General features: G+C 59.3%; 15 protein-coding genes and 1 tRNA gene. 12 read left to right on the forward strand and 4 right to left on the reverse strand.

Annotated elements, in window-relative coordinates; genetic code table 11:
* Position 1: 1 nt before the first annotated feature.
* The 4 genes from truB to QRN31_RS05925 all read left to right on the forward strand — a co-directional run bounded on the left by truB (position 2) and on the right by QRN31_RS05925 (position 3,814).
* Positions 2-919: a tRNA pseudouridine(55) synthase TruB gene (gene truB, locus QRN31_RS05910; RefSeq protein ID WP_208670029.1), complete on the forward strand. Its 918-nt coding sequence runs from the start codon at positions 2-4 to the stop codon at positions 917-919.
* Positions 920-1,036: 117 nt separating this feature from the next.
* Entirely contained in the window at positions 1,037-1,306 is a 270-nt protein-coding gene (rpsO, locus tag QRN31_RS05915; RefSeq protein ID WP_003176135.1) for a 30S ribosomal protein S15, read from the forward strand.
* Positions 1,307-1,501: 195 nt separating this feature from the next.
* Entirely contained in the window at positions 1,502-3,607 is a 2,106-nt protein-coding gene (pnp, locus tag QRN31_RS05920; protein WP_046045794.1) for a polyribonucleotide nucleotidyltransferase, read from the forward strand.
* Between the two features lie 131 nt (positions 3,608-3,738).
* Positions 3,739-3,814: transfer RNA gene (locus tag QRN31_RS05925), tRNA-Thr, on the forward strand.
* A 7-nt stretch (positions 3,815-3,821) separates the two neighbouring features.
* On the opposite strand, the gene QRN31_RS05930 is transcribed toward QRN31_RS05925, so the two are convergent.
* Positions 3,822-4,619: a hypothetical protein gene (locus tag QRN31_RS05930; RefSeq protein ID WP_285430771.1), complete on the reverse strand. Its 798-nt coding sequence runs from the start codon at positions 4,617-4,619 to the stop codon at positions 3,822-3,824.
* Between the two features lie 316 nt (positions 4,620-4,935).
* Here QRN31_RS05930 and QRN31_RS05935 point away from each other — a divergent pair, with 316 nt between their 5' ends.
* Positions 4,936-5,241, forward strand: a complete 306-nt coding sequence (locus QRN31_RS05935; protein ID WP_285430772.1) for a DUF6388 family protein — start codon at positions 4,936-4,938, stop codon at positions 5,239-5,241.
* Between the two features lie 50 nt (positions 5,242-5,291).
* Here QRN31_RS05935 and nadC read toward each other — a convergent pair whose 3' ends face one another.
* Positions 5,292-6,140 (reverse strand): carboxylating nicotinate-nucleotide diphosphorylase, encoded by an 849-nt coding sequence (gene nadC, locus QRN31_RS05940; protein WP_285430773.1) that lies wholly within the window; start codon positions 6,138-6,140, stop codon positions 5,292-5,294.
* Positions 6,141-6,424: 284 nt separating this feature from the next.
* Between nadC and QRN31_RS05945 the strand changes: the two genes are divergently transcribed.
* The 5 genes from QRN31_RS05945 to QRN31_RS05965 all read left to right on the forward strand — a co-directional run bounded on the left by QRN31_RS05945 (position 6,425) and on the right by QRN31_RS05965 (position 12,870).
* On the forward strand, positions 6,425-8,632 hold the full coding sequence (locus tag QRN31_RS05945) for a DUF1631 domain-containing protein (RefSeq protein ID WP_285430774.1): 2,208 nt from the start codon (positions 6,425-6,427) through the stop codon (positions 8,630-8,632).
* Positions 8,633-8,695: 63 nt separating this feature from the next.
* Positions 8,696-9,256, forward strand: coding sequence for a 1,6-anhydro-N-acetylmuramyl-L-alanine amidase AmpD (ampD, locus tag QRN31_RS05950; protein WP_285430775.1), 561 nt, complete (start codon positions 8,696-8,698; stop codon positions 9,254-9,256).
* Positions 9,253-10,089, forward strand: a complete 837-nt coding sequence (gene ampE, locus QRN31_RS05955; protein ID WP_285430777.1) for a regulatory signaling modulator protein AmpE — start codon at positions 9,253-9,255, stop codon at positions 10,087-10,089. Before ampD ends, ampE begins: the two co-directional genes overlap by 4 nt.
* A gap of 1,511 nt (positions 10,090-11,600) precedes the next feature.
* Complete coding sequence (locus QRN31_RS31535; protein WP_502942452.1) at positions 11,601-12,305, forward strand: methyl-accepting chemotaxis protein; 705 nt, start codon at positions 11,601-11,603, stop codon at positions 12,303-12,305.
* Between the two features lie 175 nt (positions 12,306-12,480).
* The gene (locus QRN31_RS05965; RefSeq protein ID WP_285430780.1) at positions 12,481-12,870 is read left to right on the forward strand and encodes a hypothetical protein; all 390 of its coding nucleotides are present in this window, start codon (positions 12,481-12,483) and stop codon (positions 12,868-12,870) included.
* On the opposite strand, the gene QRN31_RS05970 is transcribed toward QRN31_RS05965, so the two are convergent.
* Together QRN31_RS05970 and cra are read right to left on the reverse strand one after the other, a co-directional pair.
* Positions 12,871-13,647 (reverse strand): TatD family hydrolase, encoded by a 777-nt coding sequence (locus QRN31_RS05970; RefSeq protein ID WP_285430781.1) that lies wholly within the window; start codon positions 13,645-13,647, stop codon positions 12,871-12,873.
* Between the two features lie 3 nt (positions 13,648-13,650).
* The gene (gene cra, locus QRN31_RS05975; protein WP_222589750.1) at positions 13,651-14,646 is read right to left on the reverse strand and encodes a catabolite repressor/activator; all 996 of its coding nucleotides are present in this window, start codon (positions 14,644-14,646) and stop codon (positions 13,651-13,653) included.
* Between the two features lie 283 nt (positions 14,647-14,929).
* On the opposite strand from cra, the gene ptsP reads away from it, so the two are divergent.
* Complete coding sequence (ptsP, locus tag QRN31_RS05980) at positions 14,930-17,791, forward strand: phosphoenolpyruvate--protein phosphotransferase (RefSeq protein WP_285430782.1); 2,862 nt, start codon at positions 14,930-14,932, stop codon at positions 17,789-17,791.
* A complete protein-coding gene (pfkB, locus tag QRN31_RS05985) occupies positions 17,791-18,732 on the forward strand; it encodes a 1-phosphofructokinase (protein WP_285430783.1) in 942 nt (313 codons plus the stop codon). The genes ptsP and pfkB overlap by 1 nt, the downstream gene beginning before the upstream one ends.
* Positions 18,733-18,741 lie beyond the last annotated feature (9 nt).

The following is an 18,741-nucleotide window of genomic DNA, read 5'->3' on the forward strand; positions in this document are numbered from 1 at the left end:
GGTGGCTCAGGTCAAACGTATCCGTCGTAATGTCAGCGGCATCATTCTGCTCGACAAGCCGCTGGGGTTTACCTCCAACGCCGCGTTGCAGAAGGTTCGCTGGTTGCTGAACGCCGAGAAGGCCGGACATACCGGCAGTCTCGATCCGCTGGCCACCGGCGTGTTGCCGCTGTGCTTCGGAGAGGCCACCAAGTTTTCGCAATACCTGCTCGATTCGGACAAGGGTTACGAAACCTTGGCGCAACTGGGCAAGACCACCACCACGGCGGATGCCGAGGGTGAAGTTTTGCAGGAGCGTCCGGTGACCGTTGGTCGCGCCGATGTCGAAGCCGTACTGCCGAAATTTCGTGGGCAAATCAGTCAGATACCGCCGATGTACTCGGCACTCAAGCGTGATGGCCAGCCGTTGTACAAGTTGGCCCGTGCGGGCGAAGTAGTGGAGCGCGAACCGCGTTCTGTTACTATTGCGCGCTTGGAATTGCTGGCCTTTGAGGGTGATACTGCGCGGCTTGCGGTGGATTGCAGCAAAGGCACCTATATTCGCACCCTGGTGGAGGATATCGGTGAGCAACTCGGTTGTGGCGCTTACGTAGCTGAATTGCGACGTACCCAGGCCGGGCCTTTCACGCTGGCGCAGACGGTCACGCTTGAAGAGTTGGAAGCCGTACACGCCGAAGGCGGCAACGAAGCGGTCGACCGCTTCCTGATGCCATCGGACAGCGGCCTGCTGGATTGGCCACTGTTGCAGTTCTCGGAGCACAGCACGTTCTACTGGCTCAACGGCCAACCGGTACGTGCCCCCGATGCACCGAAGTTCGGCATGGTACGGGTACAGGATCACAATGGTCGCTTCATCGGTATCGGTGAAGTGAGCGAAGACGGGCGCATCGCGCCACGTCGACTGATTCGGTCAGAATGACCGGACGAGGGTGGCTGTCAACAGGCACGGTCACTACTCATTTATAGATACAGGGATTTGTCCCTGGCCTGTTGAAGCTGTTTCTTTGAAACAGTTTCCTGATAAAAGGATTGCCTCATGGCTCTCGACGTTCAAGAAAAAGCTCAAATCGTAGCTGACTACCAGCAAGCTGTTGGTGACACTGGTTCGCCAGAAGTGCAAGTTGCACTGCTGACCCACAACATCAACAAGCTGCAAGGTCACTTCAAGGCCAACGGTAAAGATCACCACTCCCGTCGTGGTCTGATCCGCATGGTTAACCAGCGTCGTAAGCTGCTGGACTACCTGAAAGGCAAGGATCTGGGTCGTTATCAGGCTCTGATCGGTCGCCTGGGTCTGCGTCGCTAATAAGCGATTGCGCTAGAGGTTGGTTGTCTGTCGTGCGTCAGCGGGTTTCCCGCTGGCGCATGGCAGGCTCCCAGCCTCAAGTTTTATCTGGACACACGTTTTACCCTGGACAGGCGTTGGGCCGATTCCCGACATTGCCCAAGAATTTCGCAAGAAGACAAGTTCCCCAAGAGCCACAAAAGAAGGTAGGACACCGTGAACCCGGTAATCAAAAAATTCCAGTTCGGTCAGTCGACCGTTACCCTCGAGACTGGCCGTATCGCCCGTCAGGCCTCCGGCGCAGTATTGGTCACCGTCGACGACGACGTCAGCGTATTGGTGACCGTAGTCGGTGCCAAACAAGCTGATCCAGGCAAGGGCTTCTTCCCTCTGTCCGTTCACTACCAGGAAAAGACTTACGCTGCCGGTAAGATCCCTGGCGGTTTCTTCAAGCGCGAAGGCCGTCCTTCCGAGAAAGAAACCCTGACTTCCCGACTGATCGACCGTCCGATTCGTCCGCTGTTCCCAGAAGGCTTCATGAACGAAGTGCAGGTTGTCTGCACCGTCGTTTCCACCAGCAAGAAAACCGATCCGGACATCGCTGCGATGATCGGTACCTCGGCTGCCCTGGCCATCTCCGGCATTCCTTTCGATGGCCCTATCGGCTGTGCACGCGTTGCGTTCCACGAAAGCACCGGCTATCTGCTGAACCCGACTTACGAACAACAGAAAGCTTCGAGCCTGGACATGGTCGTTGCCGGCACTTCGGAAGCCGTGTTGATGGTTGAATCGGAAGCCAAAGAGCTGACCGAAGACCAGATGCTGGGCGCGGTACTGTTTGCTCACGACGAGTTCCAGGTTGTGATCAACGCCGTTAAAGAACTGGCTGCCGAAGCGGCCAAGCCAACCTGGACCTGGACTCCACAGCCAGAAGCCACCGCTCTGCTGGGCGCCATCCGTGCCGAGTTCGGCGACGCGATTTCCCAGGCTTACACCATCACCATCAAGGCCGACCGTTACGCTCGCCTGGGTGAGCTGAAAGACCAGGTTGTTGCCAAGCTGTCCGGTGAAGAAGGCCAGCCTTCTTCCAGCGAAGTCAAAGCGGCTTTCGGCGAAATCGAATACCGCACCGTTCGCGAAAACATCGTAAACGGCAAGCCACGTATCGACGGCCGCGACACCAAGACCGTACGTCCGCTGAACATCGAAGTCGGTGTTCTGCCAAAGACCCACGGTTCGGCACTGTTCACCCGTGGCGAAACCCAGGCTCTGGTTGTTGCAACACTGGGCACCGCCCGTGACGCACAACTGCTGGACACCCTGGAAGGCGAGAAAAAAGACCCGTTCATGCTGCACTACAACTTCCCTCCGTTCTCGGTAGGTGAGTGTGGTCGCATGGGTGGCGCTGGTCGTCGCGAAATCGGTCACGGCCGTCTGGCCCGTCGTTCGATTGCAGCCATGCTGCCTGCTGCTGACGTGTTCCCGTACACCATCCGTGTTGTGTCGGAAATCACCGAGTCCAACGGTTCGAGCTCCATGGCTTCGGTCTGCGGCGCTTCCCTGGCCCTGATGGACGCTGGCGTTCCGATGAAGGCACCGGTTGCCGGTATCGCCATGGGTCTGGTTAAAGAAGGCGAGAAGTTCGCCATCCTGACCGACATCCTGGGTGACGAAGACCACCTGGGCGACATGGACTTCAAAGTAGCGGGTACCGCCAAAGGTGTTACCGCGCTGCAGATGGACATCAAGATCAAAGGCATCACCGAAGAAATCATGGAGATCGCTCTGGGCCAAGCCCTGGAAGCGCGCCTGAACATCCTCGGTCAGATGAACCAGATCATTGGCCAGTCGCGTACCGAACTGTCGGAAAACGCTCCGACCATGATCGCGATGAAAATCGACACCGACAAAATCCGTGATGTTATCGGTAAAGGCGGCGCGACCATTCGTGCGATCTGTGAAGAGACCAAGGCTTCGATCGACATCGAAGACGACGGCTCGATCAAGATCTTCGGCGAAACCAAAGAAGCGGCTGAAGCTGCACGTCAGCGCGTTCTGGGCATCACCGCAGAAGCTGAAATCGGCAAGATCTACGTGGGTAAGGTTGAGCGCATCGTCGACTTCGGCGCATTCGTCAACATCCTGCCGGGCAAGGACGGTCTGGTTCACATCTCCATGCTGAGCGACGCTCGCGTAGAGAAAGTGACCGACATTCTGAAAGAAGGCCAGGAAGTGGAAGTACTGGTACTGGACGTGGACAACCGCGGCCGTATCAAGCTGTCCATCAAAGACGTAGCAGCAGCCAAGGCATCGGGCGTTTAATCAACCCCCAGGTCTGACCGCTTCAACGTTATGAAAAATGCCCCGCAGTGAAAGCTGCGGGGCATTTTTTTGTCTGTGAAACAGCGCATGAAGTTGCTGAGGCTTAAACCCGGTGCTAGGTTTAGCCCACCGCCCGTGTAGCTCAGCCGGTAGAGCAGCGCACTCGTAACGCGAAGGTCGCAGGTTCGATTCCTGTCTCGGGCACCATCCCCTTTTATTTCACCTTTCTGCTCAGATCATCCACGGTCCGTTTGAGCTGATCCATCTGGCTGTTCTGGGCGCTGACGTCTCGCTTCAGACTGGACAGGTCACTGGAGCTTGAACTGGAACTCGATCCGGCGCTGCGCTTGAGGTCTTCCACCTGGCTGGCAAGCCTTTTCAAATCGTTTTGCTGTTCGTTGACCGTGCGCTTGAGGTCGCTGACTTCGCTGGAGCTGGAGCTGGAACTTGAACTGGAGTTCGAGCTGCCGCTGCGTTTGAGATCGTCCATCTGGCTGGCAAGTTTTTTCAGGTTGTTGTCCTGATCGCTCACGGTGCGCTTGAGTTTGTCCACTTCGCTGGTGTTGGCGTTGGAGCTGGACCCGCTATTGCGTTTGAGTTCGTCCACTGCTTTGGCGAGGTTTACCAGCCCGGTGTTCTGCTCGCTGACCGTGCGCTTGAGTTTGTCCACTTCGCTGGCGTTGGTGTTGGAACTCGATCCGTTGTTGCGCTTGAGTTCTTCAATGAGTCGCGCCTGTTCGCTGACGGTTTTTTTCAGCGCTTCCATATCGGCCGTATTGGTTTTGACGACGCGTTGCAGACCTTCCACGTCATCCGCACTGACGTTGGATTTGGCCATCACGTAGGTGCCGTAATAGTTGTGGTAGGCGAGGAATTTGTCGGAAGAAGAAGCGCTGTCGGATTTGTATTCCAGATCGGCCTGAGCTGTAACGGGCAGTGCCAGGCTGCCAAGAAGAAGGGCGGCCATGCCGGTTGCAGACAGAGTAGACGCAAGCTTTGGAAAATTACGCATCACCAGGTTCCTTGTGAAGTGCCTAGATGGCACATCGCTATGACTTTGCCTTTTGAATGTTGTTCCTGGGTAGTACGGAAAAATTCACAGAAAGTCTGCTCGACGGTTTTTTTTGTTGATTTGATGTAAAAGTCCGTATAAATCGTCGAACAAACGTCCTATATTCGGACCCTGCACACGTACCACCTTGCAGTTTTCAGATGATCCCCGAATGGTTCTGAAGGCCAGACAAACCGGGCTTCAAACGGTTTTTTGCGTCAGAGAGATCCTTGATGATCCAGATCCATCTTCCATTCCCCAGATCAGCGAGAACGACATGAACGTTAAAGAATTGACCCAAGAAGCCAGACACGAAGAAGCACTGAAAAAGTACTTGCTGGAATCGCCCCAGCTAGCCGAAGAGATCAAGGACCTGCCAGCCGACGATCAGAAAGACCAGATCCAGTGGGCGTTCGAGGATGAGGCGGAATCCCAGGGCTTGCAGCCGTGGGAGCTGACGCTCAAGTACACCTCGACCCCGGAAGAGTTCGAGGCTGCGCGCCTTGTACTGCACAAAGAGGCGGCCGAGGTCTTGGGCGTCGAATGGGAAGAGTACTGCGAGATGAACAATCTGGTGGTCTGAGAAAAACGCCAGCCTCATGGGGCTGGCGTTTTTCATTCAGCCTGGTGTGCTCAGAGGCTTAAACGCATCGACAGATCGACAGCCTTCACATCCTTGGTCATCGCGCCGATCGAAATGTAATCCACTCCGGTCTCGGCAATCGGCAGCAACGTGCTTTCGTTGATACCGCCGCTGGCCTCCAGTTTCGCCTTGCCGCCGTTCAGGCGCACTGCCTCGCGCATGTCATCCAGGCTCAGCTCGTCAAGCATGATGATGTCAGCACCTGCTGCCAGGGCTTCTTTCAATTCTTCCAGGCTTTCCACTTCAATCTCGACCGGCTTGCCCGGGGCGATCTTGTGGGCGGCGTTGATGGCCTCGGGAATGCCACCACTGGCAGCGATATGGTTTTCCTTGATCAGGAAGGCGTCGTAGAGGCCGATGCGGTGATTGTGGCAGCCGCCGCAGGTCACGGCGTACTTTTGCGCCAGGCGCAGGCCAGGCAGGGTTTTGCGGGTATCGAGCAACTTCACCTGAGTCTGGGCAACGAAATCCGCCAGGTACTGCGCGCGCGTGGCCACGCCCGAAAGCAATTGCAGGAAGTTCAGTGCACAGCGTTCGCCGGACAGCAGCGAACGTGCCGGGCCTTCCAGATGAAACAGCGCTTGATTGGGTTTGACCCGTTCGCCGTCACGCACCTGCCAGTGCACCGCAACCCGAGGGTCCAGTTGCCGGAAAACCGCATCGACCCAGGCCGTGCCGGCGATGACAGCGGCGTCGCGGGTGATGATGGTCGCTTTGGCCAGGCGTTCGGCGGGGATCAGTTGCGCGGTGATGTCGCCGCTGCCGATGTCTTCGAGCAACGCACGGCGCACGTTGGCTTCGATTTCGGCGGTCAAGTCGGCGAGACGTAGATTCGGCATAACGGGCTCCACAAACAAAGTGGTCCGATTATAGGGCTATGGCGCGAAGCAACCCAAGGCATCAGAGGCGTCTCGTCGCTTGCAAACCTGCATTTGGTCGATTCATTTGAGTCATCGGCACAACGGCGGCGTCTTCCAGAAGCGTCTAATTCAATGGCAGGCACAGAGTCTGCTGGTACATCGGACACCTTTTGCAGATAATCCGCCTTGCTTTTGACGTCATGGCTTTGACGTAAATCTTGGATTCTCGACTATTCGAAGAATCACCGCTTCTGGAGGCCTGGATGCACAACGACGGGAATGTAGTGCCTTTGCGCAAGGCGGCTACCGATCAGGCGACACAATCGCCACTCGCCCGCCTGCCTGTGATTCTGCTTCAGGTTCGCGACAAGGCCACTCAACAGCTACGGCATGGTTTACAGGCGCTGTTCGATAACGCTGACGATACGCTATTCGAAATGGCCGATCGGGCGCGCAGCGATGTTGAACAGAACCTCTTTTTCGAAGCCATGCGCGACTTGCGACTCAAGCGAAAAAGCATTGAACGCGGTTTTCTCGAGCAATTCTTTTCGGCATTTGTCAGCCTCTCTCATTACGACAGCACTCGGTCGGCCTTGCCTCAGGCATTGGCGCTCGACACCGATGCATTACCCAGTGACGAACTTGAGCGCAGCATCGCGGTGGAGGCCATGGTCGGCAAAGTGCTGAACCGCGACGGTTTCGCCCTCGACCAACTGACGGCCCGGCTCGGTGCGCTCTTGGACAAAGACCTGGACGATGAGCACAACCCGTTGGGGCCGGCGATGCTCTGTGAGTATTTCTTGCAGGCCGGGCGCAACCTCGGGGTGGAGATCAAGGTCAAGCTGATCATCCTCAAGCTGTTCGACCGTTATGTGCTCAGCAGCGCTGATCAGCTGTATGCCGAAGCGAATCAGTTGCTCATTTCGACCGGTGTTTTGCCAGACCTCAAGCCCGCCCCCATGCGTCGTTACACCGATCATGCGACGGCCAGTGCCTATGCCGAGCCGATGGAAGCCCCCGGGCATCCAGGCAACACGCTCCTCGATGAGGGCGTTCATGAAGTCTTCACCGCGCTGCAGGCGTTGCTGCTGCACGTACGCGGCAGCGTGGCGCCGACCCTGGAGGCCAGTGCCCAGACACAACCCATTTCCACCCGCGACCTGTTGCGCATGCTCTCGCACTTGCAGCAATACGTGCCGGCGCTGACGCTGCAGGACGATTTCGATTTGCGTAACCAGCTCGAACAACTGCTGACCCGTGTCAGCGTCAAGAGTGGCAAGTCGCGCGTGGTCGACGGTGCCGACGAGGACGTGATCAATCTGATCGCCATGCTCTTTGAATGCATCCTCGATGACCGCAACCTGCCGGATTCCCTCAAGGCGTTGATTGGTCGTCTACAAATTCCGATGCTCAAAGTCGCGGTGCTCGACAAGAGCTTCTTCAGCCGCACCAGTCATCCGGCTCGGCGTCTGCTCAACGAAATCGCCGCAGCCGCCATGGGCTGGGGCGAGTGCGATGACCATGAGCGAGACAGCCTGTACCTGCGCATCGAGCAGGTCGTACAGCGCCTGTTGAACGACTTTGTCGACGACCCGGCGATTTTTTCCGAATTGCTGGCCGATTTTCTCGCCTTTACCAGCGACGAGCGCCGGCGCAGTGAGCTGCTGGAGCAGCGCACCCGTGACGCCGAAGAAGGCCGCGCCAAGACTGAGTTGGCGCGCCAGCATGTCGAGCAGGCGCTCAATCAGGCGTTATTGGGCAAAGTGCTGCCGAAAGCGGTGGTGGCCTTCGTCCAGCAAGCCTGGAGCAAAGTGCTGTTGTTGACCTGCCTCAAGCACGGCGAGCACTCCACGGAGTGGCACGCCGATGTGCAGACCATGGAGCAATTGATCTGGAGCGTGCAGCGTCATGACGACCCTGATGCGGGTATGCGTTTGTTGGCACTGGTGCCTGGATTGCTGAAGTCCCTGCGCGACGGGCTGAGCAGCTCGGCATTCGACCCGTTCGCCACCAGTGAGTTTTTCAGTGGGCTGGAAACCTTGCATCTTCAGTTGTTTGAACGCCCGGGGCACGCCGTCGAACAGCCCGTGGAGGCGCCGATGATGGTCCAGGTGCTGGAGGAAATCGTGCTGCGCAGTGCTGGCGAAGGACCGGACGATGGCGTATCGGTGCGCTTGCCGGCGGACGATCCGGGCTTGCTTCAGGTCGTTCAATTGCGTCTGGGCGCCTGGGTCGAGTTTCAGGAGGACGAGGAAAACACTCTGCGTTGCAAGCTGGCGGCGATTATCGAAGCCCCCGCAAAATATATTTTCGTCGACCGCACCGGGATGAAGGTGCTGGAGCGCAGTCGAATCGGCCTGGCCCTGGAATTTCGTCGCGGCGCGGTCCGGGCGCTTGACGACACCTTGCTGTTCGACCGGGCTCTGGAGTCGGTGCTTGGCAACCTGCGGCGTCTCAATCGCGGCAAGTGATCGCGCCCCGAGGGCCTATCGCGGCATACTGGGGGCCACACAGTCGTCGTTGAAGGAACCTGTATGCAGTTGGACCCCGCGAGCGGTTGGTGTCAGGGCGTGCGCTTGTGCCCCTCGCCCAATTTCAATGCGCGCCCCACGGGCGAAATTTCCCTGCTGGTGATCCACAACATCAGCCTGCCGCCTGCGCAGTTTCTCACTGGCAAGGTGCAGGAATTTTTCCAGAATCGCCTGGATGTCACGGAGCACCCCTACTTTGAAGGGATTGCCGACCTGCGGGTGTCTGCGCACTTTCTGATTGAACGTGACGGCACTGTCACTCAGTTTGTCTCCTGTCTTGAGCGTGCCTGGCACGCCGGTGTATCGATTTTCGAGGGACGGGAAACCTGTAATGATTTTTCCCTGGGGATTGAATTGGAAGGCACGGATGAGCTGCCGTTCACCGATGCTCAGTATCATGCGTTGACGGCGCTGACCCGCCAGCTGCAACGCACTTTCCCGGCCATCACTGCGCAGCGCATTTGTGGCCATAGCGACATCGCACCGGGACGCAAAACGGATCCGGGACCTGCGTTCGACTGGGCACGCTATCGCGCCGCCCTGGCAAAAGAGGAACAACAATGAGTTTTCTGGTGCTGCTGCTGGCTGTCTGGATCGAGAAGTTCTCGGCCCTGCGCCATCGGGTTCAACGTGATGGCGGCTGGATACGTGAACTGAACAAGCTTGAAGTCAGCCCGCGACTGATCAATCGGCCATGGCTGATCCTGGTGGTGCTGGTGTTGCTGCCCGTAGCGCTGCTGGGTTTGTTGTTGGTGGTGCTGGATCCGGTGGCTTACGGGTTGCTGGCATTGCCGGTGCACCTGCTGGTGGTGATTTACAGCTTGGGGCGTGGCGATTTGCTGGCCGGTCTCGGGCCATTTCGCGATGCCTGGCGCCGGGAAGATCTGCAAGCGGCGGCCCATGTGGCGAAACGCGACCTGGATATTTGCGCCGACAGCGGCGAACAACTGCTTGAACGGGTCCAGGGCCATTTGCTGTGGGAGGCTTATCAAAGCTTTTTCGCCGTAATCTTTTGGTACTTCGTGCTGGGACCGGTTGCCGGCCTCAGCTACCGACTGCTGGCGCTGGCTGAAGAGCACGGGCAGAATCCGGCCGTGGTCGAGCGTGCCGGCCAGTTGCGTCACGCGTTTGACTGGGTGCCTGTGCGCCTGCTGGCGGCCAGTTTCGCGCTGGTCGGCAACTTTGTGGCCGTCAGCCGGGTGATGTTGCACGAACTGCTGAACTGGAACATCAGCGCGGCCCAGTTGATCGAAAAAGTCGGACTGGTCGCCGGTGAAATCCCTGCACCAGTCGTCGGACCGGACGGCATCAACAGCCTGGACCGGATCTGGGAATTGCTGCTGCGTGCGGCGGTGCTCTGGTACGCCGGTTTTGCGCTGTGGACCGTCCTTCCCTGACACATCGATACCCGTAATCGTTGGCGCAAACTGCGTCAGCGGCTACGGGTACGCCCGCCCCTCGTTAACCTTAAGTTACAAAACCTCCCGTCGATTTAAGCTATACAGGCATAGCGCTCAATAGTGGCTATCTGCCGTAGCACTGCGCCTGCCAATAAAAATAAGAATTCAAAGGGAGACTTCCAGTGAAGAGCTTGCTCTATCCCGCCGTCGCGCTGATGAATCGCCTGAGCTTCGGTATGAAGTTCAGCCTGATCAGTGTGCTATTTCTCGTGCCGATGCTGGTGACCAACTTCTATCTGGTGCGCGATTCCTATCGTGAATTCCAGGGCACGCAGGTGGAATTGCAGAGCCTCGATCTGCTGGGCAGCAGCCTGACTCTGCGACGGGATCTGGAAACGCTGAACAACCTGGTGCAAATCAACGTCACCCTTGGCCAGTCCGGCAAGGCCGGCAACGTCGAATCTCAGATCAGCACTTTGGGACAGAGCGTGCTGACCCGTTTGCAGGGCATGACGGCGATGACCACCGATGCTGAGCAGATCGCGATTTTCGATGCCAAGCGCGACGAAATGATTGCCGCGTTCAAAGCCCAGCAAGCGGAAAATTCCCTGCAAAGCAAAAGCGGAATGATCGGAAAGTTGCTGGGCAGCGCGCAGATTTTCAGTCAGATCATCGCCAGTCAGGCCGGCCTGAGCCGCGACACTCAGAGCGACATGCGGCAACTGAGCGAACTCATTACCAACGTCACCCCACCCGTTACCCAGATCTTGGGCGATGGCCGCGCGATGGGTTCCTATTCGCTGGGTCAGGGCTTTCTCAATTCGTCGTCGAGCACGCGATTCGATGAGTTGCTGGCGCAGATCGAAAAGCTCCAGGGCGAATACGGTTTGAAGTTGCAGGACGCCATGGGCTCCAGCAAGGCCGCGCGCGAAACCCTGGCGGCCCTGGCCGATAGCAGTAAGGCTTCGCTGAAAAAGGCCAGTGAGTTGTTCGAAGAGCAAGTGGTGATGGCCGATACGCTCGATGCGCCGTGGCAGGGCTTTTACGATCAGGTCACAGGCCTGATGGACAAGACCTACCAACTCAATGAAGCCACCCTGAAATTTCTCGGCACTCAGTTGCAGCAGCGACTGGAGCAGAACCGCACCCACATGGTTATGCAGGCCGTGGCGTTGACGGTGGTGTTTGTGCTGATTTTTTACCTGTACGGCGGCTTCTACGCGTCGACCCGCACCACCCTCAAACGGCTTGGGGCGACGTTGGACAAAGTGGCGGCGGGCGATATGACTGTCACGTTCCGCGCAGAAAGCCGCGATGAACTCGGCGAATTGGGCGAGGTGTTCAACGGCACGGTGAAAAAAATCCACGACCTGATCGAGCGCGTAGGGCAAACCGTCAATGAGGTCGAGCGCCAGGCTGGGCAGGTCGAAAGTGTCTCTGCTCGAAGCAACCAGGCCGTGGCGGGGCAGCGCTCGCAGATCGAGCAGGTCGCCACCGCCATGAACCAGATGTCGGCGACCTCGCTTGAGGTGGCGCGCAGTGCCGCCGCGGCGGTCAGCAGTGCCCACAGCGTCAACGACGAGACCATCAGCGGCCGCGGGCTGGTGGAGTCCCAGCAGGGCAGCATCGCGCGGCTGGCCAGCGAGATCGACCAGTCGGTGCGGGTGGTCAATCAACTGGCCAGCGACAGCCAGTCCATCAGCCGTGTACTGGAAGTGATCAAGAGCATTGCCGAACAGACCAACCTTCTGGCCCTCAATGCCGCCATCGAAGCCGCACGCGCCGGCGAGCAGGGCCGTGGTTTTGCGGTGGTGGCCGATGAGGTGCGGACCCTGGCCAAGCGAACGCAGCAATCGACCGAGGAAATCGAGCAGATGATCGCCAAGCTGCACAGCGGTGTCGGCGCTGCCGTGAAAGCGATGGGCGTCAGCCACCAAATGGCCGATGGCACCGTCGGACAGTCGGAAAAAGTCCAGCAGGCGCTGGAAAACATTCTTGGCGCTGTCGGCATGATCGTCGACCAGAACCAGCAGATCGCGGCGGCGGTAGAGCAGCAGACTGCTGTTGCCCATGATATTGACCAGAACATCGTCGAGATCAATCGGGCCGGTGAGCGCACCGCTGAAGGCGCGCACCAGACGGAGGATGCCAGTCGCGCGTTGTCGGCTCAGGTGGTGGAGCTCAAGCAATTGATCAGCGCGTTCCGGGTGTGATTGCGCGCCGAACTTCAACGGTGGGAGCTGGCTCGCTCCCACCTTTTTTGTGTTGCGTCTGTAGTATTTTTTCCCTAATTAGGTCGGCAACTTCCTGATTTCCTGCAAGTTCTCTTTTTTTAGTCTTCAATGAAGGAAGATCAACCACTCTGACCCGCCCTGAGGAGGCTCGGTGATGTCATCTGCAACAATTGGAATCCAGGGGCGTTGCGCCCACTGTGAAACCACGCTTTTGCTCGAACCCTGGCAGCTCAACGCTATCGCGATCAACGAATCGTTCGCCTGTGCCCACTGCCATAAAGCGTTGAAATTGAGCGACCCGCATCAGATCAAACGCTTGAAGTCCGTCGACTCCCTGGCCATGTTGCGGGCAAGCACGCTGGTGACCGTGTGCACGGCATTGCTGGTGGCATTGGTGATGGAATGGATCAGGATAATCAGCGTGGTCGAACAGCTGAATTTTTCGCTGATTGCGATTCTGATCTATTTCGGTGTCGTGCAATTCGCTCGGCACAAGCAACACATGACGCTGATTCTGGAAGCCGCCAAGGCTCACGCCGACTGATCACCAGTTGAACAGCGCACAGGCATTGGCCGTGCTCGTCTCGGCCAATTGTTCGGGACTGATCGCCATGATGTGCGCCAGTGCCGAGCAGATTGCCGGCAGGTGCGCGGGGGAGTTGCGTTGACCGGGAAACATCACAGGCGCCATGTCCGGTGAATCGGTCTCCAGAACCACTGAATCCAGCGGCAAATCGGCGAGCACGCGGTGCATGCGCAACGCTTGAGGCCAGGTGGCCGCGCCACCGAGGCCGAGTTTGAACCCCAGCTTGATGTATTCGCGGGCTTCTTCCTTGCTACCGGCGAACGCGTGAATGATCCCTGCGCGTTTGAGCTTGAACCGCTTGAGCGTGGCAACCACTGCCGCATGGCTGCGTCGCACATGAATCAGCGCCGGAAGATTGAAGTCCGCCGCCAGTTGCAACTGCGCTTCGAACAACGCCTGCTGGCGCTCGCGATCCAGGGTTTCGATGAAGTAATCCAGGCCGATCTCGCCCACGGCGCACAATTGCCGATGGCCGGCGAGTCGGGTCAGCCAATCACCGAGCGCCGCTAAATCTTCAGGGCGATGATCGTCCAGATACACCGGGTGCAAGCCGAATGCCGCATACAGGTCAGGATCGCTTTGCACCAGATCCCAAACCCGCTGCCAGTTACCCTGGAACACCCCCAGCACCACCATCCGCCGCACCCCGAGGGCGCGACTTTCGGTCAGCAGCGCCGCGCGGTCTTCGTCGAAGTCCGGAAAATCCAGATGAGTGTGGCTGTCGATCAGCTCCACGGTTCAGTCCTGGCGAATACGTTGCTTGAAGGTCCGCGCAATGGCCTGCACGCCGGGTTGGTAATCGGACTGCTCGATGGCGGCCAGCGCCAGCGCCAGCGCTTTGTCGGCGATCAGTTGGTGCTGCTGGGCCATGGCGTTGACCGGCAGTGGCAGGAAGTCCAGCAGCTGCGTGTCGCCGAAGGTGCCCAGGCGCAGCGGGCGGGTCTTGAGCGGGAAATCGTGCAAGGCATCGAACACGCCTTGAAGCAGCACGTAGGAGGTGGTCACCAGCGCATCCGGCAAATGCCCCAGGCGCTGGAGCAATTCTTCCATCAACTGTTTGCCGCATTCACGGCTGAACGACTCGCCGTGTTCAATCAGCACTTCGCCCTTGAACCCGGCCAACGCCTCTTTGAACCCCGCAGCACGCTCCTGACTGATGCTCAGCTCGGGACGCGCGCCAATCAACGCAATTTGCTTGGGCAGCGGGTCGAGCAGGCTACGGGTCAATTGCAGGCTGGCCTCGCGGTCATCGCTGATCACCGAACAGAAATGCTCGGGTTCCATCACCCGGTCGATGGCAATGATCGGAATGCCTTTGGCTTGCAGCTGACGGTAGCTGTCGTCACCTGCCGGCAGACAGCTGGCAACGATCAGCGCATCGCAGCGTCGCGCGCGGAACAGTTTGAGCAATTGGCGCTCGCTGTCCGGCGCATCGTCCGAACTGGCGATCAGCAACTGATAGCCGCGAGCCCGGGCGCCTTGCTCGAGCAATTTGGCAATTCGTGCGTAACTGGGGTTTTCCAGATCCGGCAGAATGAAGCCCAAAGTGCGGGTGTGCCGACTGCGCAGCCCGGCCGCCTGGGGATTAGGTGTAAAACCATGTTGTTCAACGACGGCACGCACGCGCTCGACAGTGGCGCTGCTGATGCGTTGCTGTTCGGCCTTGCCATTGATGACGTAACTGGCGGTGGTAACGGACACACCGGCCAATTGTGCGATATCACTGAGTTTCAACTCGGGGGTTTCCTTGTTTTTCGCCCGACATTTTCGACAATCCTACCCGATTCGGACAGGCGACCATTGTCGCAACGTATCCGACAAGTTGGACTTCAAGGATGGGACATTATCGAGTAACGTGCCAATCATTCTAGATTAAACGATTCAGCAAGCGTATTTTCTACGTTATAGGTGCATTTGGACGGTTCTGCCGCGAAACCGCCAAAAGTTATGACCAAGCGCCTAAGCTGAATCATTCAAAACAATACCTGGCGCCTACAGGCGCCAAAAAGGAGAAAGCATGCTCGAGCTCACCATAGAGCAGATATCCATGGGCCAATCGGCTGTGGATAAGTCCGCAGCGTTGCACTTGCTGGCCCAACATCTGGTTGCCGATGGTTTGGTTGCCGAGGGTTATCTCGCCGGTTTGCAGGCGCGTGAAACCCAGGGCTCGACCTTTCTCGGTCAAGGTATTGCCATCCCCCACGGTACCCCGGATACCCGCGATCAGGTGTTTTCCACTGGCGTGCGCCTCATGCAGTTCCCCGAGGGCGTGGACTGGGGCGACGGCCAGATTGTTTACCTGGCGATTGGTATTGCGGCCAAGTCCGACGAACACCTGCGTTTGCTGCAACTGCTGACACGCGCCCTCGGCGAGACCGATCTGGGTCAGGCCCTGCGTCGCGCCAGCACCGCCGAAGCCTTGCTGAAACTGTTGCAAGGCGCGCCGCAGGAACTGGCGCTGGATGCACAGATGATTGGCCTCGGTGTTTCCGCCGATGACTTCGAAGAACTGGTCTGGCGCGGTGCGCGTTTGCTGCGTCAGGCGGATTGTGTGAGCAGCGGATTCTCCGCCGTCTTGCAACAAGTCGAAGCGCTGCCCCTGGGCGATGGTTTGTGGTGGTTGCACAGCGAACAAACCGTGAAGCGCCCCGGCCTGGCCTTCGTCACCCCGGACAAGCCGATGCGTTACCTCGGCCAGCCGCTCAGCGGCCTGTTTTGCCTGGCCAGCCTCGGCGAGGCGCATCAAGCCCTGCTCGAACGCCTGTGTGCGTTGCTGATCGAAGGTCGCGGCCACGAATTGGGCCGCGCCACCAGCAGCCGTGCGGTGCTTGAAGTCCTGGGCGGTGAGTTGCCGGCGGATTGGCCAAGCGCTCGTATCGCCCTGGCCAACGCCCATGGCTTGCATGCCCGCCCGGCGAAGATCCTTGCGCAACTGGCGAAAAGCTTCGACGGTGAAATCCGCGTCCGCATCGTCGAGGGTCAGGACAGCGCCGTGTCGGTGAAGAGCTTGAGCAAGCTGCTCAGCCTTGGCGCCCGTCGTGGACAGGTGCTGGAATTCGTTGCCGAACCGAGCATCGCCGCCGACGCGTTGCCGGCCCTGTTGGCGGCCATCGAAGAAGGCCTGGGAGAAGAAATCGAGCCTTTGCCGGCGGTCAGTCAGCAGCGTGAAGTCTTCGCCGATGTCGCCGAAGTGCTGCTCGCACCGACATCCGGCAGTTTGATTCAGGCCATTGCCGCCGCGCCAGGAATCGCCATCGGCCCGGCACATATCCAAGTGCTGCAAACCATCGAATACCCGCTGCGCGGTGAGTCTGCCGCCATCGAGCGCGAGCGTCTCAAACAGGCGCTGGCCGACGTGCGTCGCGACATCGAAGGGCTGATCGAGCGCAGCAAATCGAAGGCCATTCGCGAGATTTTCATCACCCACCAGGAAATGCTCGACGATCCGGAACTGACCGATGAAGTCGACACGCGCCTCAAGCAAGGCGAAAGCGCCGAAGCGGCGTGGATGGCGGTGATTGAAGCGGCGGCCAAACAGCAGGAATCCTTGCAGGACGCGTTGCTCGCCGAACGCGCCGCAGACTTGCGCGACATCGGCCGTCGCGTGCTGGCGCAACTCAGTGGCATCGAAACCCCGAGCGAGCCCGAGCAACCGTACATTTTGGTGATGGATGAAGTCGGCCCGTCCGACGTGGCGCGTCTCGATCCGCTGCGCGTGGCCGGCATTCTCACCGCCCGTGGCGGCGCCACCGCGCACAGTGCGATCGTTGCCCGGGCGCTGGGTATTCCAGCGCTGGTCGGTGCAGGTGCGGCGGTGTTGCTGCTGGCGCCGGGCACGCCGTTGCTGATTGATGGCCAGCGCGGTCGCTTGCACGTCGATGCCGACGCAGCGACCTTGCAGCGCGCCACGCAAGAGCGTGACACCCGCGAACAACGTCTCAAGGCCGCCGCCGAACAACGCCATCAACCGGCGTTGACCACCGATGGCCACGCGGTCGAAGTGTTCGCCAACATCGGCGAGAGCGCAGGCGTCACCAGCGCGGTGGAGCAGGGTGCCGAAGGCATCGGCTTGCTGCGCACCGAACTGATTTTCATGGCCCACTCGCAAGCGCCGGACGAAGCCACTCAGGAAGTCGAATACCGTCGCGTCCTCGATGGCCTGGCCGGTCGTCCGCTGGTGGTGCGCACCCTTGATGTCGGTGGCGACAAACCGCTGCCGTATTGGCCGATCGCCAAAGAAGAAAACCCGTTCCTCGGCGTGCGTGGCATTCGCCTGACCTTGCAGCGACCGCAGATCATGGAAGCGCAATTGCGCGCCTTGTTGCGTGCCGCCGACAACCGTCCGCTGCGGATCATGTTCCCGATGGTCGGCAGCGTCGATGAGTGGCGCCAGGCTCGGGACATGACCGAACGCCTGCGTCTGGAAATCCCGGTTGCAGACCTGCAATTGGGGATCATGATCGAAGTGCCGTCGGCAGCGTTGCTGGCGCCGGTGCTGGCCAAAGAAGTCGACTTCTTCAGCGTCGGCACCAATGACCTGACCCAATACACCCTGGCCATCGACCGTGGTCATCCAACTTTGTCGGCCCAGGCTGACGGGTTGCACCCGGCGGTGCTGCAACTGATCGACATCACCGTGCGCGCCGCCCATGCCCACGGCAAATGGGTCGGTGTGTGCGGCGAGTTGGCGGCTGATCCGCTGGCGGTGCCGGTGCTGGTCGGGCTGGGTGTAGACGAACTCAGTGTGTCGGGCCGCAGCATCGCCGAGGTCAAGGCGCGCGTGCGCGAGCTCAGCCTGGCCCAGACCCGAATTCTCGCCCAGCAGGCATTGGCCGTGGGTAGCGCGAATGAAGTGCGCGCATTAGTGGAGGCCCTGTAATGGCCAAGATTCTAACCCTGACCCTCAATCCGGCGCTGGACCTCACCGTCCAGTTACCGCTGCTGGCCCCCGGTCAAGTCAATCGCAGCGACGAGATGCACACCCACGCCGCCGGCAAAGGCGTGAACGTGGCGCAAGTACTGTCGGACCTTGGGCATCAGCTCACCGTCAGCGGTTTCCTCGGTGAAGACAACCTGCAAGCGTTCGAAACCCTGTTCGCCAAACGTGGTTTTGTCGACGCGTTTATTCGCGTTCCCGGCGAGACGCGCAGCAACATCAAACTGGCAGAAAGCGATGGGCGCATCACCGATATCAACGGTCCGGGACCGATGGTGGATGACGCCGCGCAACAAGCTTTGCTCGATCGACTCGAGCAGATTGCGCCGGGCCATGAGGCCGTTGTCGTCGCCGGCAGCCTGCCTCAAGGCATCAGTCCCGCGTGGCTGCAGGCGTTGATTTCACGGTTGAAAAACCTTGGCTTGAAAGTCGCCCTCGACACCAGCGGCGAAGCCTTGCGTGCCGCGCTCAAGGCCGGTCCCTGGCTGATCAAGCCGAACGCCGAAGAGCTGGCCGAGGTGCTGGGTTGCGAGGTGGTTTCGATCACCGCCCAAGCCGAAGCGGCAAGCCGTTTGCACGCTCAAGGCATCGAGCATGTGGTGATCTCCCACGGCGCCGACGGGGTGAACTGGTTCAGTGTCGGTTCGGCGATGCACGCCACGCCGCCCAAGGTCAGCGTCGCCAGTACGGTGGGCGCGGGTGATTCGTTGTTGGCCGGCATGCTCCACGGTTTGCTCAGCGCCGATACGCCTGAACAGACCCTGCGCACGGCCACGGCGATTGCCGCGATGGCGGTCACCCAGATCGGTTTCGGCATCAACGACGCTGCGCAACTGACGCAGCTCGAACAGGGTGTGCGCGTGCGCCCCCTGACAGAACAATAAGAGGGTTTG

It is taken from the genome of Pseudomonas sp. fls2-241-R2A-110 (assembly GCF_030209165.1).
Classification (GTDB): Bacteria; Pseudomonadota; Gammaproteobacteria; order Pseudomonadales; family Pseudomonadaceae; genus Aquipseudomonas.

Bases quoted from the DNA above. Each gene is read 5' to 3' on its own strand.
- rpsO (WP_003176135.1), top strand. From the start codon at position 1,037: ATGGCTCTCGACGTTCAAGAAAAAGCTCAAATCGTAGCTGACTACCAG.
- QRN31_RS05930 (WP_285430771.1), bottom strand. From the start codon at position 4,619: ATGCGTAATTTTCCAAAGCTTGCGTCTACTCTGTCTGCAACCGGCATG.
- QRN31_RS05935 (WP_285430772.1), top strand. From the start codon at position 4,936: ATGAACGTTAAAGAATTGACCCAAGAAGCCAGACACGAAGAAGCACTG.
- nadC (WP_285430773.1), bottom strand. From the start codon at position 6,140: ATGCCGAATCTACGTCTCGCCGACTTGACCGCCGAAATCGAAGCCAAC.
- QRN31_RS05945 (WP_285430774.1), top strand. From the start codon at position 6,425: ATGCACAACGACGGGAATGTAGTGCCTTTGCGCAAGGCGGCTACCGAT.
- ampD (WP_285430775.1), top strand. From the start codon at position 8,696: ATGCAGTTGGACCCCGCGAGCGGTTGGTGTCAGGGCGTGCGCTTGTGC.
- ampE (WP_285430777.1), top strand. From the start codon at position 9,253: ATGAGTTTTCTGGTGCTGCTGCTGGCTGTCTGGATCGAGAAGTTCTCG.
- QRN31_RS31535 (WP_502942452.1), top strand. From the start codon at position 11,601: ATGTCGGCGACCTCGCTTGAGGTGGCGCGCAGTGCCGCCGCGGCGGTC.
- QRN31_RS05965 (WP_285430780.1), top strand. From the start codon at position 12,481: ATGTCATCTGCAACAATTGGAATCCAGGGGCGTTGCGCCCACTGTGAA.
- ptsP (WP_285430782.1), top strand. From the start codon at position 14,930: ATGCTCGAGCTCACCATAGAGCAGATATCCATGGGCCAATCGGCTGTG.
- pfkB (WP_285430783.1), top strand. From the start codon at position 17,791: ATGGCCAAGATTCTAACCCTGACCCTCAATCCGGCGCTGGACCTCACC.